16 protein-coding genes and 1 tRNA gene are annotated in these 16,068 nt (G+C 34.9%); 11 read left to right on the top strand and 6 right to left on the bottom strand.

All coding sequences use genetic code 11. The annotated features are described in order from the left end of the window. The first annotated feature begins 1 nt into the window (after nucleotide 1). The gene (hypE, locus tag B2Z27_RS01955) at nucleotides 2-1,060 is read left to right on the top strand and encodes a hydrogenase expression/formation protein HypE (RefSeq protein ID WP_286812350.1); all 1,059 of its coding nucleotides are present in this window, start codon (nucleotides 2-4) and stop codon (nucleotides 1,058-1,060) included. 3 nt (nucleotides 1,061-1,063) lie between these two features. Next, nucleotides 1,064-2,164: a hypothetical protein gene (locus B2Z27_RS01950; RefSeq protein WP_273292742.1), complete on the top strand. Its 1,101-nt coding sequence runs from the start codon at nucleotides 1,064-1,066 to the stop codon at nucleotides 2,162-2,164. Here B2Z27_RS01950 and B2Z27_RS01945 read toward each other — a convergent pair. Further along, complete coding sequence (locus B2Z27_RS01945) at nucleotides 2,147-2,833, bottom strand: sulfite exporter TauE/SafE family protein (RefSeq protein WP_273292744.1); 687 nt, start codon at nucleotides 2,831-2,833, stop codon at nucleotides 2,147-2,149. The two genes, B2Z27_RS01950 and B2Z27_RS01945, sit on opposite strands and share 18 nt — an antisense overlap. Nucleotides 2,834-3,817: 984 nt before the next feature. Between B2Z27_RS01945 and B2Z27_RS01940 the strand changes: the two genes are divergently transcribed. Continuing rightward, entirely contained in the window at nucleotides 3,818-4,234 is a 417-nt protein-coding gene (locus tag B2Z27_RS01940; RefSeq protein WP_114492133.1) for a BfmA/BtgA family mobilization protein, read from the top strand. Beyond that, complete coding sequence (locus B2Z27_RS01935; RefSeq protein WP_114492132.1) at nucleotides 4,234-4,893, top strand: hypothetical protein; 660 nt, start codon at nucleotides 4,234-4,236, stop codon at nucleotides 4,891-4,893. The genes B2Z27_RS01940 and B2Z27_RS01935 overlap by 1 nt, the downstream gene beginning before the upstream one ends. A gap of 17 nt (nucleotides 4,894-4,910) precedes the next feature. On the opposite strand, the gene B2Z27_RS01930 is transcribed toward B2Z27_RS01935, so the two are convergent. Next, complete coding sequence (locus B2Z27_RS01930; protein WP_114492131.1) at nucleotides 4,911-6,152, bottom strand: site-specific integrase; 1,242 nt, start codon at nucleotides 6,150-6,152, stop codon at nucleotides 4,911-4,913. 238 nt (nucleotides 6,153-6,390) lie between these two features. Beyond that, nucleotides 6,391-6,475: transfer RNA gene (locus tag B2Z27_RS01925), tRNA-Ser, on the bottom strand. Nucleotides 6,476-6,632: 157 nt separating this feature from the next. Here B2Z27_RS01925 and B2Z27_RS01920 point away from each other — a divergent pair. The 5 genes from B2Z27_RS01920 (at nucleotide 6,633) to B2Z27_RS01900 (ending at nucleotide 11,918) form a co-directional block, all read left to right on the top strand. Beyond that, nucleotides 6,633-7,640, top strand: a complete 1,008-nt coding sequence (locus B2Z27_RS01920; protein WP_286812349.1) for a glycosyltransferase family 2 protein — start codon at nucleotides 6,633-6,635, stop codon at nucleotides 7,638-7,640. Between the two features lie 82 nt (nucleotides 7,641-7,722). After that, nucleotides 7,723-9,639 carry a BatA domain-containing protein gene (locus tag B2Z27_RS01915; protein WP_286812347.1) on the top strand — a complete coding sequence of 639 codons (1,917 nt, stop codon included), beginning with the start codon at nucleotides 7,723-7,725 and terminating at the stop codon, nucleotides 9,637-9,639. Nucleotides 9,640-9,665: 26 nt separating this feature from the next. After that, on the top strand, nucleotides 9,666-10,925 hold the full coding sequence (locus B2Z27_RS01910; RefSeq protein WP_286812346.1) for a dihydroorotase: 1,260 nt from the start codon (nucleotides 9,666-9,668) through the stop codon (nucleotides 10,923-10,925). Then, a complete protein-coding gene (locus tag B2Z27_RS01905) occupies nucleotides 10,925-11,254 on the top strand; it encodes a hypothetical protein (protein ID WP_058103174.1) in 330 nt (109 codons plus the stop codon). The genes B2Z27_RS01910 and B2Z27_RS01905 overlap by 1 nt, the downstream gene beginning before the upstream one ends. Before the next feature lie 4 nt (nucleotides 11,255-11,258). Continuing rightward, nucleotides 11,259-11,918, top strand: coding sequence for an alpha/beta hydrolase (locus B2Z27_RS01900; RefSeq protein WP_058103175.1), 660 nt, complete (start codon nucleotides 11,259-11,261; stop codon nucleotides 11,916-11,918). Here B2Z27_RS01900 and B2Z27_RS01895 read toward each other — a convergent pair. Together B2Z27_RS01895 and B2Z27_RS01890 are read right to left on the bottom strand one after the other, a co-directional pair. Then, nucleotides 11,915-12,409: a hydrolase gene (locus B2Z27_RS01895; RefSeq protein WP_286812345.1), complete on the bottom strand. Its 495-nt coding sequence runs from the start codon at nucleotides 12,407-12,409 to the stop codon at nucleotides 11,915-11,917. The genes B2Z27_RS01900 and B2Z27_RS01895 overlap by 4 nt on opposite strands. Before the next feature lie 2 nt (nucleotides 12,410-12,411). Continuing rightward, nucleotides 12,412-13,188 carry an MBL fold metallo-hydrolase gene (locus B2Z27_RS01890; RefSeq protein ID WP_071341901.1) on the bottom strand — a complete coding sequence of 259 codons (777 nt, stop codon included), beginning with the start codon at nucleotides 13,186-13,188 and terminating at the stop codon, nucleotides 12,412-12,414. A 171-nt stretch (nucleotides 13,189-13,359) separates the two neighbouring features. Between B2Z27_RS01890 and B2Z27_RS01885 the strand changes: the two genes are divergently transcribed. Then, nucleotides 13,360-14,814: a hypothetical protein gene (locus tag B2Z27_RS01885; protein WP_058103178.1), complete on the top strand. Its 1,455-nt coding sequence runs from the start codon at nucleotides 13,360-13,362 to the stop codon at nucleotides 14,812-14,814. 77 nt (nucleotides 14,815-14,891) lie between these two features. Here the strand turns inward: B2Z27_RS01885 and bcp are convergent, their stop codons facing one another. Continuing rightward, nucleotides 14,892-15,344: a thioredoxin-dependent thiol peroxidase gene (bcp, locus tag B2Z27_RS01880; protein ID WP_058103179.1), complete on the bottom strand. Its 453-nt coding sequence runs from the start codon at nucleotides 15,342-15,344 to the stop codon at nucleotides 14,892-14,894. A gap of 55 nt (nucleotides 15,345-15,399) precedes the next feature. Here bcp and B2Z27_RS01875 point away from each other — a divergent pair, with 55 nt between their 5' ends. After that, nucleotides 15,400-16,065 carry an endonuclease III domain-containing protein gene (locus B2Z27_RS01875; RefSeq protein WP_286812344.1) on the top strand — a complete coding sequence of 222 codons (666 nt, stop codon included), beginning with the start codon at nucleotides 15,400-15,402 and terminating at the stop codon, nucleotides 16,063-16,065. The last annotated feature ends 3 nt before the right edge of the window (nucleotides 16,066-16,068 follow it).

Raw genomic sequence — 16,068 nt, 5'->3', positions numbered from 1 at the left:
AATGACAGATAAAAAAATACGAATGCAATTGCAATGCCCAATGCCTAAATTGGACTTTGATGTAATTACCTTAGGTCACGGTAGTGGTGGCGTGCTTACCAATAAATTATTAGATAGTGGTGTTTTTGACTTATTAAGTAACCCAATCCTTGATGAACGTCACGACGGAGCCATTTTTAAAATGGATGGAAAGATGGCCTTCTCAACCGATAGTTTTTTAGTGTCACCCATCTTCTTTCCTGGCGGCAACATAGGCGAATTAGCAGTAAATGGAACGGTTAATGACCTAGCTATGTGCGGTGCTATTCCTAAATATATATCCCTAAGTTTTATTATAGAAGAGGGATTAAAAATGTCTGAATTTTGGGATATTCTTGTGTCAATAAAATTAGCCTGTGAGGAAGCAGGGGTTCACGTGGTAACAGGAGATACTAAAGTTGTAGAAAAAGGAAAGGGTGATAAAATTTTTATCAATACCTCTGGTGTCGGGAGTATACATTATAAAGCTAATATTGCGCCAAGAAATATAAAAGTAGGCGACTCAATTATCGTTAGTGGTAATATCGCTTCACACGGTATGGCCATAATGTCTGTACGCGAAGGATTAGAGTTTGATTCTGAAATTTTAAGTGATTCCACAAATCTTAATCATACGATTTTGTCCCTTATAGAAAGTTATGGCGAAAACATTCACCTGCTCACCGACCCAACTCGTGGTGGTATAGCTACCGTATTAAAAGAAACAGCTCAATCTATAAACTTAGGGATAGAGATTGCGCATAGCAAATTACCCATAGACGCTCAAGTAGCTAGCGCGTGTGAATTGTTGGGTTTAGACCCTATTTATGTCGCAAATGAGGGACTTTTTATAGCTTTTGTAGATGCGTCTATCGCAAATGATTTTCTAGAAGCACTACATAAAGATAAAAATGGCGGAAATGCAAAAATTATTGGAACTGTTACCGAAGAGCATCCCAAACAAGTGATTATGGAAAGTGCCATAGGTGGTAAACGTGTGGTAAGTATGTTGCCTGGGGAACAATTACCAAGAATCTGTTAGCCTATGGATTTTAGCACACTAGGTGACCGCGTTACCAATGCACGATTGTTTAGAGGTTCTGAAGCGAAACCATTTTTGGCTCCAAGGGGTGTTTTTGTCGCAAAGAATAAACTCTTTGTATCGGATACGGGGCAAAACCGAGTTTTTATTTGGAACAAGATACCTACTTCAGAATTTCAGGAACCCGATGTTGTTTTAGGACAACTAGAAGTGGCAGATAGTGGTCGCAATTCTGGAGGAGATGTTACGGCAAATACATTACAGTATCCTTCAGGTATTTGGAGCGATGGCGAACAATTAATCGTTGCTGATGCTTGGAATCATCGCGTACTTATATGGCATACCCTTCCTACATCTAATGGACAGCCTGCAGATGTTGTTTTGGGACAACCTCATTTTAGAACTAATCTACCCAATGTAAAAGGTATCGGAAATGACCCAACATCTCAAACACTAAATTGGCCTTATGGCTTGTTTTCTGACGGACAAAGCCTCTGGGTTGCAGATACGGGAAATAGGCGCATTCTTTTCTATAAGACTATTCCGAAAGAAAATTATACTCCTGCTGATGAAGTAATAGGGAAACCTGCATTCACTACCCGAGATTATAATAACGATGACCCTATCTGGCCCTATTCAATTAAACTAAATAGCAAAGGTCAAATGGCAGTTGCAGATACGCAGTTTTACCGCGTGCTTATTTGGAATTCTAAAGAAGATGCACTTTCAAAACCAGCTGATATTATTATTGGGCAAGATAATTTTGATGCGTGTGGGCAAAATCAATTTAGACTTGCTCCAGAAGCAAATACGTTAAATTGGACATACGATGCCTGTTTTTACAAGGATGGTATCCTCATTAATGATACAGGTAATAGCCGAATTCTATATTTTGATACGATACCAGAGGAAAATAACGCTTTCGCGAAAGCGGTTATAGGCAGAGAAAATTTCACAACCAGTAGCGAGTTTAAAGGTAATATGCACGGTACGCAAAGTGCAATTTACTGGCCATTCTCAATAACCACAGAAGGAAACACCCTATTTATGGCAGATACAGGTAATCACCGCTTGGTTATTTGCGACTTAAAAGGTGAGATATAACCAGTATATCCCAATAACTACGGCAAATAAACCACCCGCAAATCGAATACCTTTGAAAAATATCGGGTCATTTGCTTTTTTAGAGTAGGAAGCAATGCTTCCAAGTATAAGCGCGTAAACTGTCATAGCTAGTACTGTTCCAATCGCAAAACCAATAATATATTGAATGCCTTCTAATTTAGTATCAAATGCTAATACCGGAAGTAATAAGATAAAATGCGCTACTCCAGCAAGTCCGTGAAGAAAACCAATACCTAAAGAGGATAATGTGTTTTGTTTAATTTTCTTTTTATGGGTATGCGATTCGGCTGATGATGTATACGTGTGAATGTGAGTTTCTCCATCGCTATGCGTATGTGGATGATGATGTTTTTTCTTTTCTTTAAAAATGCGATAAAAAGCCCATAGTCCAACCACAATCAAAACTATAGCTACTAATTGTTCACTATATGCAGAAATTGCATCTACCGGAATTACTTCTTTAAAAAGTAGGAATAGAATTCCAATTAAAAGCATTCCTAATAAATGCCCAATCCCCCATACTAATCCTATTTTCCATCCTTTACGCTGAGAAGAAATAGCTAAAGGTGTTACTGCGGCTAAATGGTCTGGTCCAGAAATAACGTGAAGTATAGAGGCAAGTATAGCAGAGAATAAAGTTGTAATCAAAATTTCAAATCGGATATTTTTTAATATTTGGTAAGTTAAAAATTTATTTTAAATATTTTACTCTTCGAGAAGATGTCTCTGGTTTTGGTTTATTTTTAAAGTGTATCCTCTCAGCACATTTTCCTAAACTTCGCGAAAAGCTACATTTCAGGAAAAGAGCTTCATTCACAATAATCTTGGACACAATTTCAAAGTAGCTATCATTACTTTCAGTCGCTATTAAGTCGAACAAACGAACTACATCTGAATAGAACCCTATCAACTTTGAAATAGAGTCCGCTAATTAATTTCACTTACACCTTTCACTTCACAAAGTTGTAAAATTCTGCCCGAAACGAACTGCATAACCGTTCGCGCACTCACTTTTATAAGTTCTTATTCCCTCAAAATTTTAGTGTCAGTTACTGAAAAGGTAACAGCGATGGCGCTATGGGAAGTAAGTAGATATTAAATCATCATCGGCTACTTTCATCTCAATCTTACCTAATAAATAGATAGCAAAACGTATCAAATCCCTGCTTTTTGAGCTAAAAGAAAAGGAAAACGCTCAAGATATAATAAGTATGCAGATAAATGCCATTGTGGCAACTAATTGACACCAATCTAAACCATATATAATTGGCTTAACTATTGACCTAATATGCTCATAATCATTATTAAGTAATATCAATGGTCTCCAGTATTTATTACGAATACTTTAAAAAGTTGATTAGATTTTTCTTAAAAAATGCAAGGTGTAGTTTAACACCTCTTAGGCTTTTTAGCTTTAGATAAAAAGTACTGCAAACCCGAAATTAAATGGAGGGATTGTATAGCAAGAGGGTAACACGCTGGCGCGATGTTACAATATTCAGTTTTTTTCAAAACACCAGTAAAATAAGTGCTTGACAACGATTTATTGTTTTGTGTTTTAAAAATTGAAGTGTTGTTTTTCACGGAAAAACGCTCACAACTAGACAAGGACAACAAATTTTTCACGGAAAAATGGACAAAGGATATGAAAAAGAGCAATTTAAGAGCTTAAGTATTAAAGCTTCTGTAGCAGCTAAGTTCAATAAATTTTGTAAAGAAATGTCACTTTCAAAATCGATGACCTTATTGGTTATGATTGAGTTTTTTGAAGAAAACTGTATTTCACCAACAGAGTCTATGGGACCAAATATGGAGACATTAGAGAAGCGGATTTCACTTCTTATTAAAAAACGAATGAATGGAATGATTGCCATAATGAAAGACATTGAAAAGAACCAGACCAAACCGACAGTAGCAATGCTACAATCACTTTTTGAACAAGCTGAACCAAAGAAGAAAGTACGAATGGTGGAGAAAAATGACCCTTATCTGGAGAAAGACGTTCGCTTTCGCGAAAAGAAATATTTGAATAACAATGATGATGTGTAATGAAAAGTGTAAACTACATTATTCACCTCAATACTATATTGGAAATATTCAATAACGATGAACGTATTAAACAAGGACATATCACATTATACCTTGCCTTCTTCTATTTATGGAATAAAAAATTTTTCAAAGAGACCTTAACCATAAATCGGGAGTTTATAATGGAGCGCGCAAAGATTAAATCAAAAACAACGTATCATAATCATTTGCGAGATTTAGATGCTTGGGGATATCTTACCTACTATCCATCATACCATCCATCAAGAGGTTCTAAGATTAAGATGACCAGAGCTTGTCCCAAAAGTGGTACAACCTCTAGTACACTGAAGGTCCAAAATTTGGACAACTGCGTTCCAAAACCTAGCCAAAATTTGGTATCTTCTTATAAACATAAAACAAAAGAAAACTTAAATAAACAGCCTGTCTTATTTTTTAACGAAAGTGAAGTCATTTTGTTTTTTGAGCAAAATAGTTGGCCAGAGATAGAAGCACTAAAATTTCACGCTTTTATTAAATCGAAAAAATGGAAAACAGACAATTGGCAAACTATAGCGAGGATTTTTGCTAAAAACGATTTTGAATTAAAAGAACCTAAAATGAGGAGTCCAATTTCTGGCTATGTAGAAAAACTTAGAAATGATGGGGATAGGGACTATTGAATGCTCTTTTGAAAAACCTATTTTATTTGTCTTACTGCTTGGGTTGAAGCCTGCATTTTAGCCTTGAGTATCTTCATATCTTCGCTCACTTTTCTATCCAAAATTTTGGCGTAATGTTGCGTAGTTCTTAAAGATTTGTGACCAAGCATTTTGCTTACAGATTCAATAGGAACACCATTTGATAGTGTTACTGTAGTTGCAAACGTATGTCTCGCCAAGTGAAAAGTTAGGTTCTTTGTTATTTTGCAAAGTATCGCTATTTCCTTAATGTAGGCATTCATTTTTTGATTACTTAATACCGGAAGTAGTCTACCTTTATTCGAAACATCAGGATGGTCGTCATACTTCTTCAAAATATCAATAGCTGTGGGTAATAATGGAATACTGCTTCGCGTATCGGTTTTAGAACGTTTTATTTTAATCCACTTATCACCATCTATACCAATTACGATATCGTTGCGCGAAAGCTTCTTTACATCGGCATATGCAAGTCCGGTAAAACAAGAAAAGAGAAAGATATCTTTGACTTGGTCCAAACGTTCTGTATGTAATTCCTTTTCCACCATCTTTTGAATTTCTTCTTCGGTAAGAAATTCTCTCTCAACTATTTTAAGTTTAGCTTTCCAATTTGCAAATGGGTCTTTCTGAATCCAATCGTTAGCAAAAGCGATACGTATGATTTTTTTGAAATTTGTGACATACTTAATAGCTGTGTTATGCGCGCACTTTCGTTCTGTTTTTAAGTAGTATTCTAAGCCCGATATAAATTTATGGTCTACATCTTTTACTGGAATATCCTCAAGGTTATATTCTAAATTTATATAATCTGAAACGTGTTTCTTTGCTGTTTTGTAGCGCTCTATGGTTCCAGGAGCAAATTCTTTCCCTACTAAACGTTCAATCTTATCATTATGATTCTGGAAAATTTCAAGTAGCATCTTATGATGTATTCCTTTGCCTAAATAAACATTCTTAATAATTTCAGCCGTGACCAGCTCTTGATTCTCAGATAACGTTTCCTGAATCTTGTAGATTTTAACTTTAATAGTGTCCATATACTTATTAAGCTCACGAACATCAGTTGTCGTTCCGCGAACCTTTCCAGCCTCAGAGTTCCATCTACTCAATAACACCTTTCGTTTTATGCTCAACTCGCTACGCTTACCATTTACCGTTATTCTTAAGTAAATAGGAGCATTACCGTTTTTGTCAATGTCATTACCTCTTGGGTAAAATAGGATTGAAAATGTAGTTTTCATCGGTGCGTGGTTTTTATCGCACTATAAGGTACAAAAAATACAAATGCAAATTACACGTAAACCCCTATACAACAATAGTTAACGACTTATTAGGTGCGTATTTTAGTATAAATATTTACGCACCGAATCACGCACCTTTTATTTGATATTATATGATTTTAGATGATATTATGAAAAATTAAAAAAGCCCATAAACATAGTGTTTACGGGCTTTTAGCAGAATTTGGTAATTCCTAAGCGGAGAAAGAGGGATTCGAACCCCCGGAGGTGTGACCCTCAACAGTTTTCAAGACTGCCGCATTCGACCACTCTGCCATTTCTCCTGAGTGCCTCATCAGGTATTCCCTGAATGCGGGTGCAAATATATAAAGGTTTTCTTTTCTAATAAAGCCTTTTCTAATTTATTTTTCATCTAAATACTATTAGTTCTTTTTTAAAAAATGAAAAGGTTGAATTTCAGTTATTTATTACCTTGCCACAATGCATGAACCACTAGTAAGTATTTTAATTCCCTTTAAAAATGTAGCCGAATATTTTGAAGAATGTCTAGATTCTATTCAAAAACAGACGTATACCAATTGGGAAGTAGTTGCCGTTAATGACAACTCTAATGACTTAAGTGTAACAATAGCCAAATCATTTGCAGCTAAAGACGCTAGGTTTAAAATACTGGACAATGATGAAGCCGGAATTATAACGGCCCTAAGAAAAGCTTATCTACACAGTAAGGGTGATTATATTTCTAGGATGGATGCCGATGACTACATGGATAAAGACCGTATTAAGATTATGGCGGAATCACTGGCTACTCATGGAAAAGAAACTCTTGCTATAGGAAAAGTGAAATATTTTTCAAAAAAAGGAGTAAAAAACGGTTATGACCGTTATGAAAAGTGGTTGAACAAGCTAACCGCAACGGGCGATAATTTTAAGGAAATATACAAGGAATGTGTAATTCCCTCCCCTTGTTGGATGGTACATAGGTCTGACTTTGACGCATGCGGTGCATTTAAGCCTAATAGATACCCGGAAGATTATGACTTGGCATTTCGTTTTTATGAAAAGGGCTTAAAATGTTTACCCTGCACCACTACCCTACACTATTGGCGAGATTATGACATTAGAACATCACGTACTAGCGAACATTATGCGCAAAACTACTTTTTAGATATAAAACTACATTACTTCTTAAAGCTTGAATTAAAAGCAAACGACAACCTTGTAGTTTGGGGCGCGGGAAAAAAAGGAAAAACAATTGCCAATTTACTGGTTAAAAAAAATATACCTTTTCATTGGGTTTGTGATAACGAAAAGAAAATAGGTAAGGACATTTATGATGTACGCCTTGATCATTTCTCTGCGTTGCGCAAAATTTCTCACACTAAATCCATAATTACCGTAGCCAATGAAGAAGACCAACTGAACATTACCTCTTTTTTTAATGAATTGAATAAAAAAACAGCAGTAGATTATTTCTTTTTCTGTTAAGCGACCTTCATAAAAATAATAGTGGCCAACTAACAAACTTCTAAATTCAAAATAATTATCTTTGCATTAATCAAAAACAGGAATGCAATTTAAATATCCAGAACTTCTTTGGGGTCTTTTACTACTAATCATTCCTATATTAATTCACCTTTTTCAATTACGCAGATTTAAGAAAACACCCTTTACAAATGTAAAGTTCTTAAAACAAGTTGTCTCTGAATCTAGAAAAAGCAGCACCCTAAAAAAATGGTTGTTGCTCATATCCAGAATGATGATTCTTGCTGCCTTGGTATTGGCTTTTGCTCAACCATTCTTTGCAAACGATACGGCATTACAAGAAAAAGAAATTGTGTTCTACTTGGATGATTCTTTTAGTATGAACGCCCAAATTGAAAACGGAAATCTTTTTCAAAATACCATTCAAGATTTCATTAAATACGCACCAACGGACACACGCTTTACCTTGTTTACTAACAAAGAGGTGTTCAAAGATGTAGAGATAAGTGAAATACAGAATGAGCTATTGAATATTAATGTTTCTTCAGAACAATTAAAAATCGATGAAATCATATTAAGGGGAAATACCTTTTTTAGTAAGAACGCCGGAACTCAAAAGAACTTAGTTCTTATATCTGATTTTCAACAAAGATTGGGTACCATTTCTAAGACCGACCCTATTGATAATCTTCATATTAAATACATAAAACCGGATAGTAACTTCATAGTAAATACCTCTTTAGATTCTATTTTCATAAGTAACAGAACCAATGAGAACATTGAGCTAACAGCCTATTTATCAACGAATACAGAAGAAGAATCCATACCAGTGTCATTATTTGACAATGACAAACTTATTGCTAAAACAGCAGCAAAGTTCAATGGATCTAAAAAGACCGAAGTTAGTTTTACATTGAATGCGAAAGAGACTATTCTAGGTAAGATCACCATTTCAGATAATGGATTATCCTATGATAATGAATTTTACTTTAATATTGATAAAAACCCAAAGATCAAGGTACTGGCTATTGGCAATTCTCCTTCAGGGTTCTTAGAACGTATTTATACAGATGATGAGTTTGTATTTACCAATAGTACACTAGATCAATTAAATTACAGCAGTATTGAAAACCAAGATTTAGTAGTTCTAAATGAAATAGAGAACCTACCTAGCTCACTTGTAACAGCATTGAGAACCTTAACTAAAAACGGAGGTAGCTTTACACTTATACCCGCTGTAAAAGGCAACAACAATTCATACAACGACCTATCATCGGCACATTATGCCACACAATACGGCAATTCATCAGCCCAGGAATTATCCATATCGGAAATAAAAACGGGACATCCCTTATTTCAAAACGTCTTTGATAAAAAGGTGTCCAATTTTCAGTATCCAAAAGTTAATGAACACTTTAAAATAAGTACCAAAGGTCCTGTTGCGATAGCGCTTCAAAACAAAGACCCTTATTTGGTAGGAGATTCTAATGCTTATTTCTTCTCTGCAGCATTAAATGCCAACAACTCAAACTTCATAAATTCCCCGTTAATAGTTCCGTCTTTTTACAATATGGGAGTAAACAGTTTAAAAATTCCACCGTTGTATGCCAATCTTGGTACTGATATTTCTGTAGAAATACCACTAAACTTGCAACAAGACGATATTATTAAAATTAGTAGTTCCGTAAATGAGTTTATTCCTCAACAACGTATACTACCTAATAAAGTACAGATCAATTTTGCCGAAAATCCAAAAAATGCCGGTATTTATAAAGTTGTTCATAACGATAGTATTCTTAGACATATCAGTTTTAATGAAAATAGAAAAGAAAGTGAGTTGTTGTATTCACCATTACCGGAAAACAACAGCAGTACATCCATTTCCAATTTCTTTTTAGAAAGTCAAAAAAACAATGCCATAAACGAGTTTTGGAAATGGTTTGCTATTTTAGCATTGGTATTTGTTATAATAGAAACCTTACTTCAAAGATTTTTAAAATAAGCTAATAACGAACCCTCTGTAGCCCTATGAACATACTTTTAAAATCAGTAACGATAGTAAATGGGAGTACAAATCATCTTCATTTAAAAAAACGCGATATCCTGATTAAAAATGGTATAATAGACGCCATTGAAAGCAAGATAGAGCCTAGTGGCAAAACAAAGGTTATTGATATAAAGAACCTACATGTTTCCATCGGCTGGTTTGATAGTGGTGTAAATTTTGGCGAGCCAGGTTACGAGGAAAGAGAGACCATAGAAAACGGATTATTGACAGCTGCAAAAAGTGGATTTACAGATGTAGTTTTAAATACCAGCAGCCATCCAACTCCAGATTCGGCATCGGATATCGTATACCTTAAAAATGCGTCCAAAAATCAGCTAACCAATCTATATCCGCTAGGGAATCTTACCGTAAAAGGAGAAGGAGAAGTTCTTGCCGAAATTTATGACATGAAAAATGCCGGGGCGCTTGGCTTTTATGATTACAAAGGACCAATGGGCAATGCCAACCTTTTAAAGATAGCCCTGCAATATGCTCAAAATTTTGAAGGTATGGTATTCTCTTTTCCTTTGGATAAAAGCATCTCTGGAAAAGGAATTGTCAATGAAGGCATTACCAGCACCAAATTAGGCTTAAAAGGCATACCTACATTAGCCGAAGAATTACAAATTGCAAGAGACCTTTTTGTTCTTGAATATACTGGCGGCAAATTGTTTATTCCAACTGTATCCTCTGCAAACTCTGTAAAATTAATTGCCGACGCAAAAAAGAAAGGACTTCAAGTGTTCTGCAGTGTTGCTGTGCACAATCTAACGATTACAGACAGTGAACTTGAAAATTTTGACACACAGTTTAAGGTCATGCCACCTTTACGCACTTCTGCTGACATTAAAGCATTACAAAAAGCAGTTAAAAACGGAACTATTGATTTGGTAACGACAGACCATACACCCCTGAATATTGAACTTAAACATGTAGAATTTGACAATGCCGAATTTGGAACCATTGGTTTAGAAAGTGCATTTGGTACGCTCAATGATATATTTGGTGTAGAAGAAACCATAGCTATACTTACCAAAGGACGTTCCATATTTGGGTTGGATGAACCTGAAATTGAAACCGGTAAAGCTGCCAATTTAACCTTATTCACAACCGAAGATACTTTTGAATTCTCTGATGAGCATATTTACAGCTCTAGTAAAAATGCTATAGCTTTAGGTAAGACCATGAAAGGAAAAGTCGTTGGAAGCATTTCTAATAATCAAATCATTTTAAATAAGTAATGGAGAAATCTACCGATGTACCTGGAAAAAATATAGCAGTAATAGCATACTTAACCATAATTGGAGCAATAATAGCTTTATTTATGAACAATGAACCAAAACATACGTTTGCCAGAGTACATACACGCCAAGCTTTTGGGCTACACTTAATGTTCCACGGATTTGCTATTTTCTCAAGCGTTTGGTTTAACCAATATGCATTATATGGTTTATACCTTTGTTACATTGTGTTATGGGTATACGGCTTTATTGGCGCCCTTAGCAACAAAGAACAAATTGTGCCTATTGTAGGTCCTTATTTTCAAAAGTGGTTCACCTTTATCCAATAATAAAATGACAACAGCTCCCCTATCCTTAGAACATATTATAAAACCTTCTTCATTGACCGACAAAAAGCCTCCGGTACTATTTATGCTGCATGGCTATGGTAGTAATGAAGATGACCTTTTTTCATTTGCCTCTGAACTGCCACAGGAATTATGTATTATCTCGGTACGTGCCCCATATATTTTACAACCCTATGGATATGCATGGTATGCCATAAATTTTGATAACGAAAAAGGAAAATGGAGCGATGACGATCAAGCCATAGCATCTCGTGACAAAATAAAAAATTTCATTGACGAAGCTTGCTCCACTTATGGCTTAGATGAAAAAAATGTAAACTTACTAGGCTTTAGTCAAGGTACCATTCTAAGTTATGCCGTTGCCCTATCATACCCTGAAAAAGTAAAGAATATTATTGCTCTTAGTGGGTACATTAATGAAAATATATTGGTTGAAACTTATAAAGAAAACAATTTCGACCATTTAAATTTCTATTCTTCACATGGTGATATGGATCAGGTAATCCCTATTGATTGGGCTAGAAAAGCACCGGTAATATTGGAAAAACTGAACATAAAACATGTTTTTGAAGAATTCCCTGCCGGGCATGGCGTAGCTCCACAGAACTTCTATTCTTTAAAAAAATGGATTTCAACTAAGATTTAATTACTACGGGTATAAAGCAAGTGATCAACTAGTGTAAAGTCTACACCAAGATCATCTTTTAACTCATATCTGATTAAAAGTTCTCCCCAGTATTTTCCATCGGAAAAATCGGTTAAAATCCATTTATGGTTAAGAACTTTTATTTTATTGATCTTAAAATCGTTCTGCATACCTTCATACGGAACTAATGGATTATCACCTTTTTGCGCATTGGTTTCCAGTAGTTTATCGGCAATATAACCTGCAGGGTTTTCTAAATCCAAGTGATCAAAATAAGCCAAGGCATCATCATTGTTTTCCAATGAAAAATACTGCATATCCAAAACCTTTAAAGATGATGTTTGTACTGAATCTTTTAAAACTTCAACTTGTTTTTCCAACATAGATATTTTCTCAGACCCTGCTTTCACTATGTTATTACTACTGACAAATAAATACAGACATATTAGTGATACAAATAAAAACAGGTAAAGAAATATTTTATTCTTCATAATTAAATGGTGATTGTTAAATTATCGTAAGCCAAATGAACGTTACTCGGTAATGATTTTTCTATTTCATCATGAAAACCAAGTAAGTGGCTTATGTGTGTTAAATATGCTTTTTCTGGTTGAATCAAATCAATAAAGGCAAGTGCTTCTTCTAAGTTAAAATGAGAAATATGCGGTTCAATACGTAGCGCGTTTACCACCACTACCTTAGAACCTTTAATCTTTTCCAATTCTTCTGGGGCTATGGTCTTAACATCTGTCAAATAGGTAAAGTCGCCCACTCGGTAGCCAAATACCTGCACCTTGTTATGCATAACATTAATAGGAGTTACTAATGTATCCCCAATTGAGAATGGCTCATTATTTTTAACCAAATTAATATCTACCGTTGGCGCACCAGGATATTTGTTTTTCTCTTCAAAAATATAATCAAAACGCTTTTTTAATGAGGCCACTACCCTGCTATGAGCAAACAAAGGAATATTACCTTGCCTAAAGAAATATGGGCGAATATCATCTAAACCAGCCGTATGATCAGAGTGCTCATGGGTGTACAAAATACCATCTAGACGATTAACATGCTGCCTTAGCATTTGTTGCCTAAAATCTGGACCGCAATCAATTACATAGTTAAACTCTTTCCATGAAAGTAAGACAGAAACCCTTAGCCTTTTATCCTTCTCATTACTACTTAAGCAAACAGGATGTGTACTACCAATAATTGGAATACCCTGAGAAGTCCCCGTTCCTAAAAAAGTAACACTTAATTTATTGGTCATGTGCTACAAATTTAATTCCTTTTTAATAAAATTAATGATGGAAATTAAAGAGATTAACATAATTGAGAGGCAATAAAAACAATTACCAAAACTTCTTCCAATTTTTTGGAGCTATTGCCCTTTGTAACAACCATTCTTTATAACTTTGTTAAAAGTTAAACAGCTAACAAAATGGCATCGGTATTAAAAAGAGATAGTGTCTTTGAAAATATTCCTTCTATAAAGGCAAAAACCTTACGAATAAATTTAAATCCGGATATCTACGGAACTTTTGCAGAAATTGGCGCCGGGCAAGAAACCGCCCGTCATTTCTTTAGATCCGGTGGTGCATCTGGTACCATTGCAAAGGCAATGAGTGCCTATGACAAAGATTTTAGTGATGCTATTTACGGTGTAGAATCTGACGGACGCTATGTAACCCAAGCAAGGTTAAAGACCATGCTAGATTACGAAATGCAGTTAATGGAAGAGCGAATTAGTAGAGAAAACCACCCTGACCGATTATTTTTCTCCTATGCGAATACAGTAGCGACCATTGATTTTTCTAAGCGATACAAAGGTCATGGCTGGGTTGGAATCAGATACCAATTAGACCCTAAGCAAAAAGAATTTGACGAAATTATATTACATATTCGTTTTAAGCAGAACGAAGCAAGACTACAACAAGAAACCCTAGGAATTCTTGGTGTAAACTTAATATATGGTGCTTTTTACAAGTATCATAAACCAAAGAAAATGTTGAAATATTTATATGACCATATAGATAAGGATACATTGGAAATAGACATGATCAACTTCTCCGGTCCAAATTTCAAAGAAGTGGATAACCGTTTAATGAGTTTGCAACTTATTAAAAATGACATGACAGATGCTGTAATGTTCGGTCCTGACGGTAACAACCTTTTACCTGCGGCCGTGCTTTACAAAAAGAACATATTGGCTTTACGTGGTAGTTTTAGACCCGTAACCAAGGTTAATTTAGATATGTTCGAAAAGTCTTATGATATTTTTATACGAGATAAAGGTGTAGACCAAAATAACACTATTGTCATTTTTGAAATAACACTTTCCAACTTAAAAGCTTCTGGTGAAATTGATGAACAAGATTTCATGGACAGGGCAGAATTACTATGTTCACTTGGTCATTCGGTAATGATTTCCAAATTCCAGGAGTATTATAAATTGGTAGAATACTTTAACAATTATACCAAAAACAGAATTGGTCTTACAATGGGTGTAAATAACCTTGTAGACATATTCGATGAAAAGTATTATCGTCATTTAAGTGGTGGCATACTTGAGGCTTTTGGTAAACTATTCTTTAAAGATTTACAGGTATACCTATACCCAATGAAAAACCCAGATACCGGGCAGATCATGACAAGTAACAACGTTAAGGTTCACCCTCGTATGAAAGAATTGTACAAATTCTTTAAATACAATGGTAAGGTTATGGATATCATTGATTACGAACCAGACGTTATGCATATTTTCTCTAGAGATGTGCTTAAAAAGTTGATGAACAATGAAGATGGCTGGGAAGAAATGTTACCAGAAGGTATTGCCGAAATTATAAAACAAAAACAATTATTTACCAGAAAAACCGAAGATCAAGAAGCTGAATAAGTTTTCTACCTTCGATTCCAAAAAATAAAAAATGCCCACAATAGTGGGCATTTTTAGTATTTTAAAAGTCTACAAAATTAATCTAATAACTGAGCTGCGTGGTCCTTGGTCTTTACCTTATCTATTACTTTAGTGACTATCCCCTCTTCATCAATTATAAAGGTTTTTCTATGAATACCATCATATTCGCGACCCATAAATTTCTTTAAACCCCATACCCCAAAAGCATTGATTACCGTATGGTCTTCATCTGCCAATAACGGAAAAGGAAATTCATATTTGTTTCTAAAATTTGTTTGTCTTTTTTCAGAATCGGCACTTACTCCTAAAAGTTCATAACCTTGTGATTGTAATTCCGCATAATTATCGCGTAAATTGCAAGCCTCTGCGGTACAACCAGGTGTACTTGCTTTTGGATAGAAAAATACTATTAGTTTTTTTCCTTTATAATCTGATAAATTCACAGTATTGCCATCTTGATCTTTAGCAGAAAATGATGGTACTTTATCACCAACTTTTAACGTATTCATCTATGATATTTTTTAAATTTGTGTTTAAATATTCTCAATCAAAATTAAACATTTAATGACGAAAGCCGAAAAAATAGCTTTTACAATTGATACTTTACAAGAGTTATATCCAGAAATTCCTGTTCCCTTAGATCATAAAGATCCTTATACTTTATTAATTGCAGTATTAATGTCTGCCCAAAGTACAGACGTTAGGGTAAATAAAATAACCCCCTTACTTTTTGCAAAAGCGGACAACCCTTATGACATGATTAAACTGAGCATAGATGAAATTAGGGAAATTATTAAACCCGTTGGTTTATCGCCAATGAAAGCAAAAGGTATTTACGGATTATCAAAAATTTTAATAGAAAAACATAATGGTGAGGTTCCCCAAAATCTTGAAGATTTAGAAGAATTACCTGCTGTTGGCCATAAAACAGCGAGTGTAGTAATCTCACAAGCATTTGGAATTCCTGCTTTCCCGGTAGACACACATATTCACAGGCTACTATATAGGTGGGGGTTCACCAATGGTAAAAATGTGGCACAAACCGAAAAAGATGCCAAGAGGCTATTTCCAAAAGAAATTTGGAACGATCTTCACTTACAGATTATTTGGTATGGTAGAGAATATTCACCCGCTAGAGGCTGGGATCTTGAAAAAGACATAATCACCAAGACCATTGGTAGAAAAACGGTTTTAAATGATTATTATAAAAATAAAAAAACCCGCAGTTAGCGG

The organism is Maribacter sp. UBA3344 (assembly GCF_002362375.1).
GTDB lineage: Bacteria > Bacteroidota > Bacteroidia > Flavobacteriales > Flavobacteriaceae > Maribacter > Maribacter dokdonensis.
Note: the sequence above shows the minus strand (reverse complement) of the source record. Positions and strands in the feature narration are given on the sequence as shown.

Bases quoted from the DNA above. Each gene is read 5' to 3' on its own strand.
- hypE (WP_286812350.1), top strand. From the start codon at position 2: ATGACAGATAAAAAAATACGAATGCAATTGCAATGCCCAATGCCTAAA.
- B2Z27_RS01950 (WP_273292742.1), top strand. From the start codon at position 1,064: ATGGATTTTAGCACACTAGGTGACCGCGTTACCAATGCACGATTGTTT.
- B2Z27_RS01940 (WP_114492133.1), top strand. From the start codon at position 3,818: ATGGACAAAGGATATGAAAAAGAGCAATTTAAGAGCTTAAGTATTAAA.
- B2Z27_RS01935 (WP_114492132.1), top strand. From the start codon at position 4,234: ATGAAAAGTGTAAACTACATTATTCACCTCAATACTATATTGGAAATA.
- B2Z27_RS01930 (WP_114492131.1), bottom strand. From the start codon at position 6,152: ATGAAAACTACATTTTCAATCCTATTTTACCCAAGAGGTAATGACATT.
- B2Z27_RS01920 (WP_286812349.1), top strand. From the start codon at position 6,633: ATGCATGAACCACTAGTAAGTATTTTAATTCCCTTTAAAAATGTAGCC.
- B2Z27_RS01915 (WP_286812347.1), top strand. From the start codon at position 7,723: ATGCAATTTAAATATCCAGAACTTCTTTGGGGTCTTTTACTACTAATC.
- B2Z27_RS01910 (WP_286812346.1), top strand. From the start codon at position 9,666: ATGAACATACTTTTAAAATCAGTAACGATAGTAAATGGGAGTACAAAT.
- B2Z27_RS01905 (WP_058103174.1), top strand. From the start codon at position 10,925: ATGGAGAAATCTACCGATGTACCTGGAAAAAATATAGCAGTAATAGCA.
- B2Z27_RS01900 (WP_058103175.1), top strand. From the start codon at position 11,259: ATGACAACAGCTCCCCTATCCTTAGAACATATTATAAAACCTTCTTCA.
- B2Z27_RS01895 (WP_286812345.1), bottom strand. From the start codon at position 12,409: ATGAAGAATAAAATATTTCTTTACCTGTTTTTATTTGTATCACTAATA.
- B2Z27_RS01890 (WP_071341901.1), bottom strand. From the start codon at position 13,188: ATGACCAATAAATTAAGTGTTACTTTTTTAGGAACGGGGACTTCTCAG.
- B2Z27_RS01885 (WP_058103178.1), top strand. From the start codon at position 13,360: ATGGCATCGGTATTAAAAAGAGATAGTGTCTTTGAAAATATTCCTTCT.
- bcp (WP_058103179.1), bottom strand. From the start codon at position 15,344: ATGAATACGTTAAAAGTTGGTGATAAAGTACCATCATTTTCTGCTAAA.
- B2Z27_RS01875 (WP_286812344.1), top strand. From the start codon at position 15,400: ATGACGAAAGCCGAAAAAATAGCTTTTACAATTGATACTTTACAAGAG.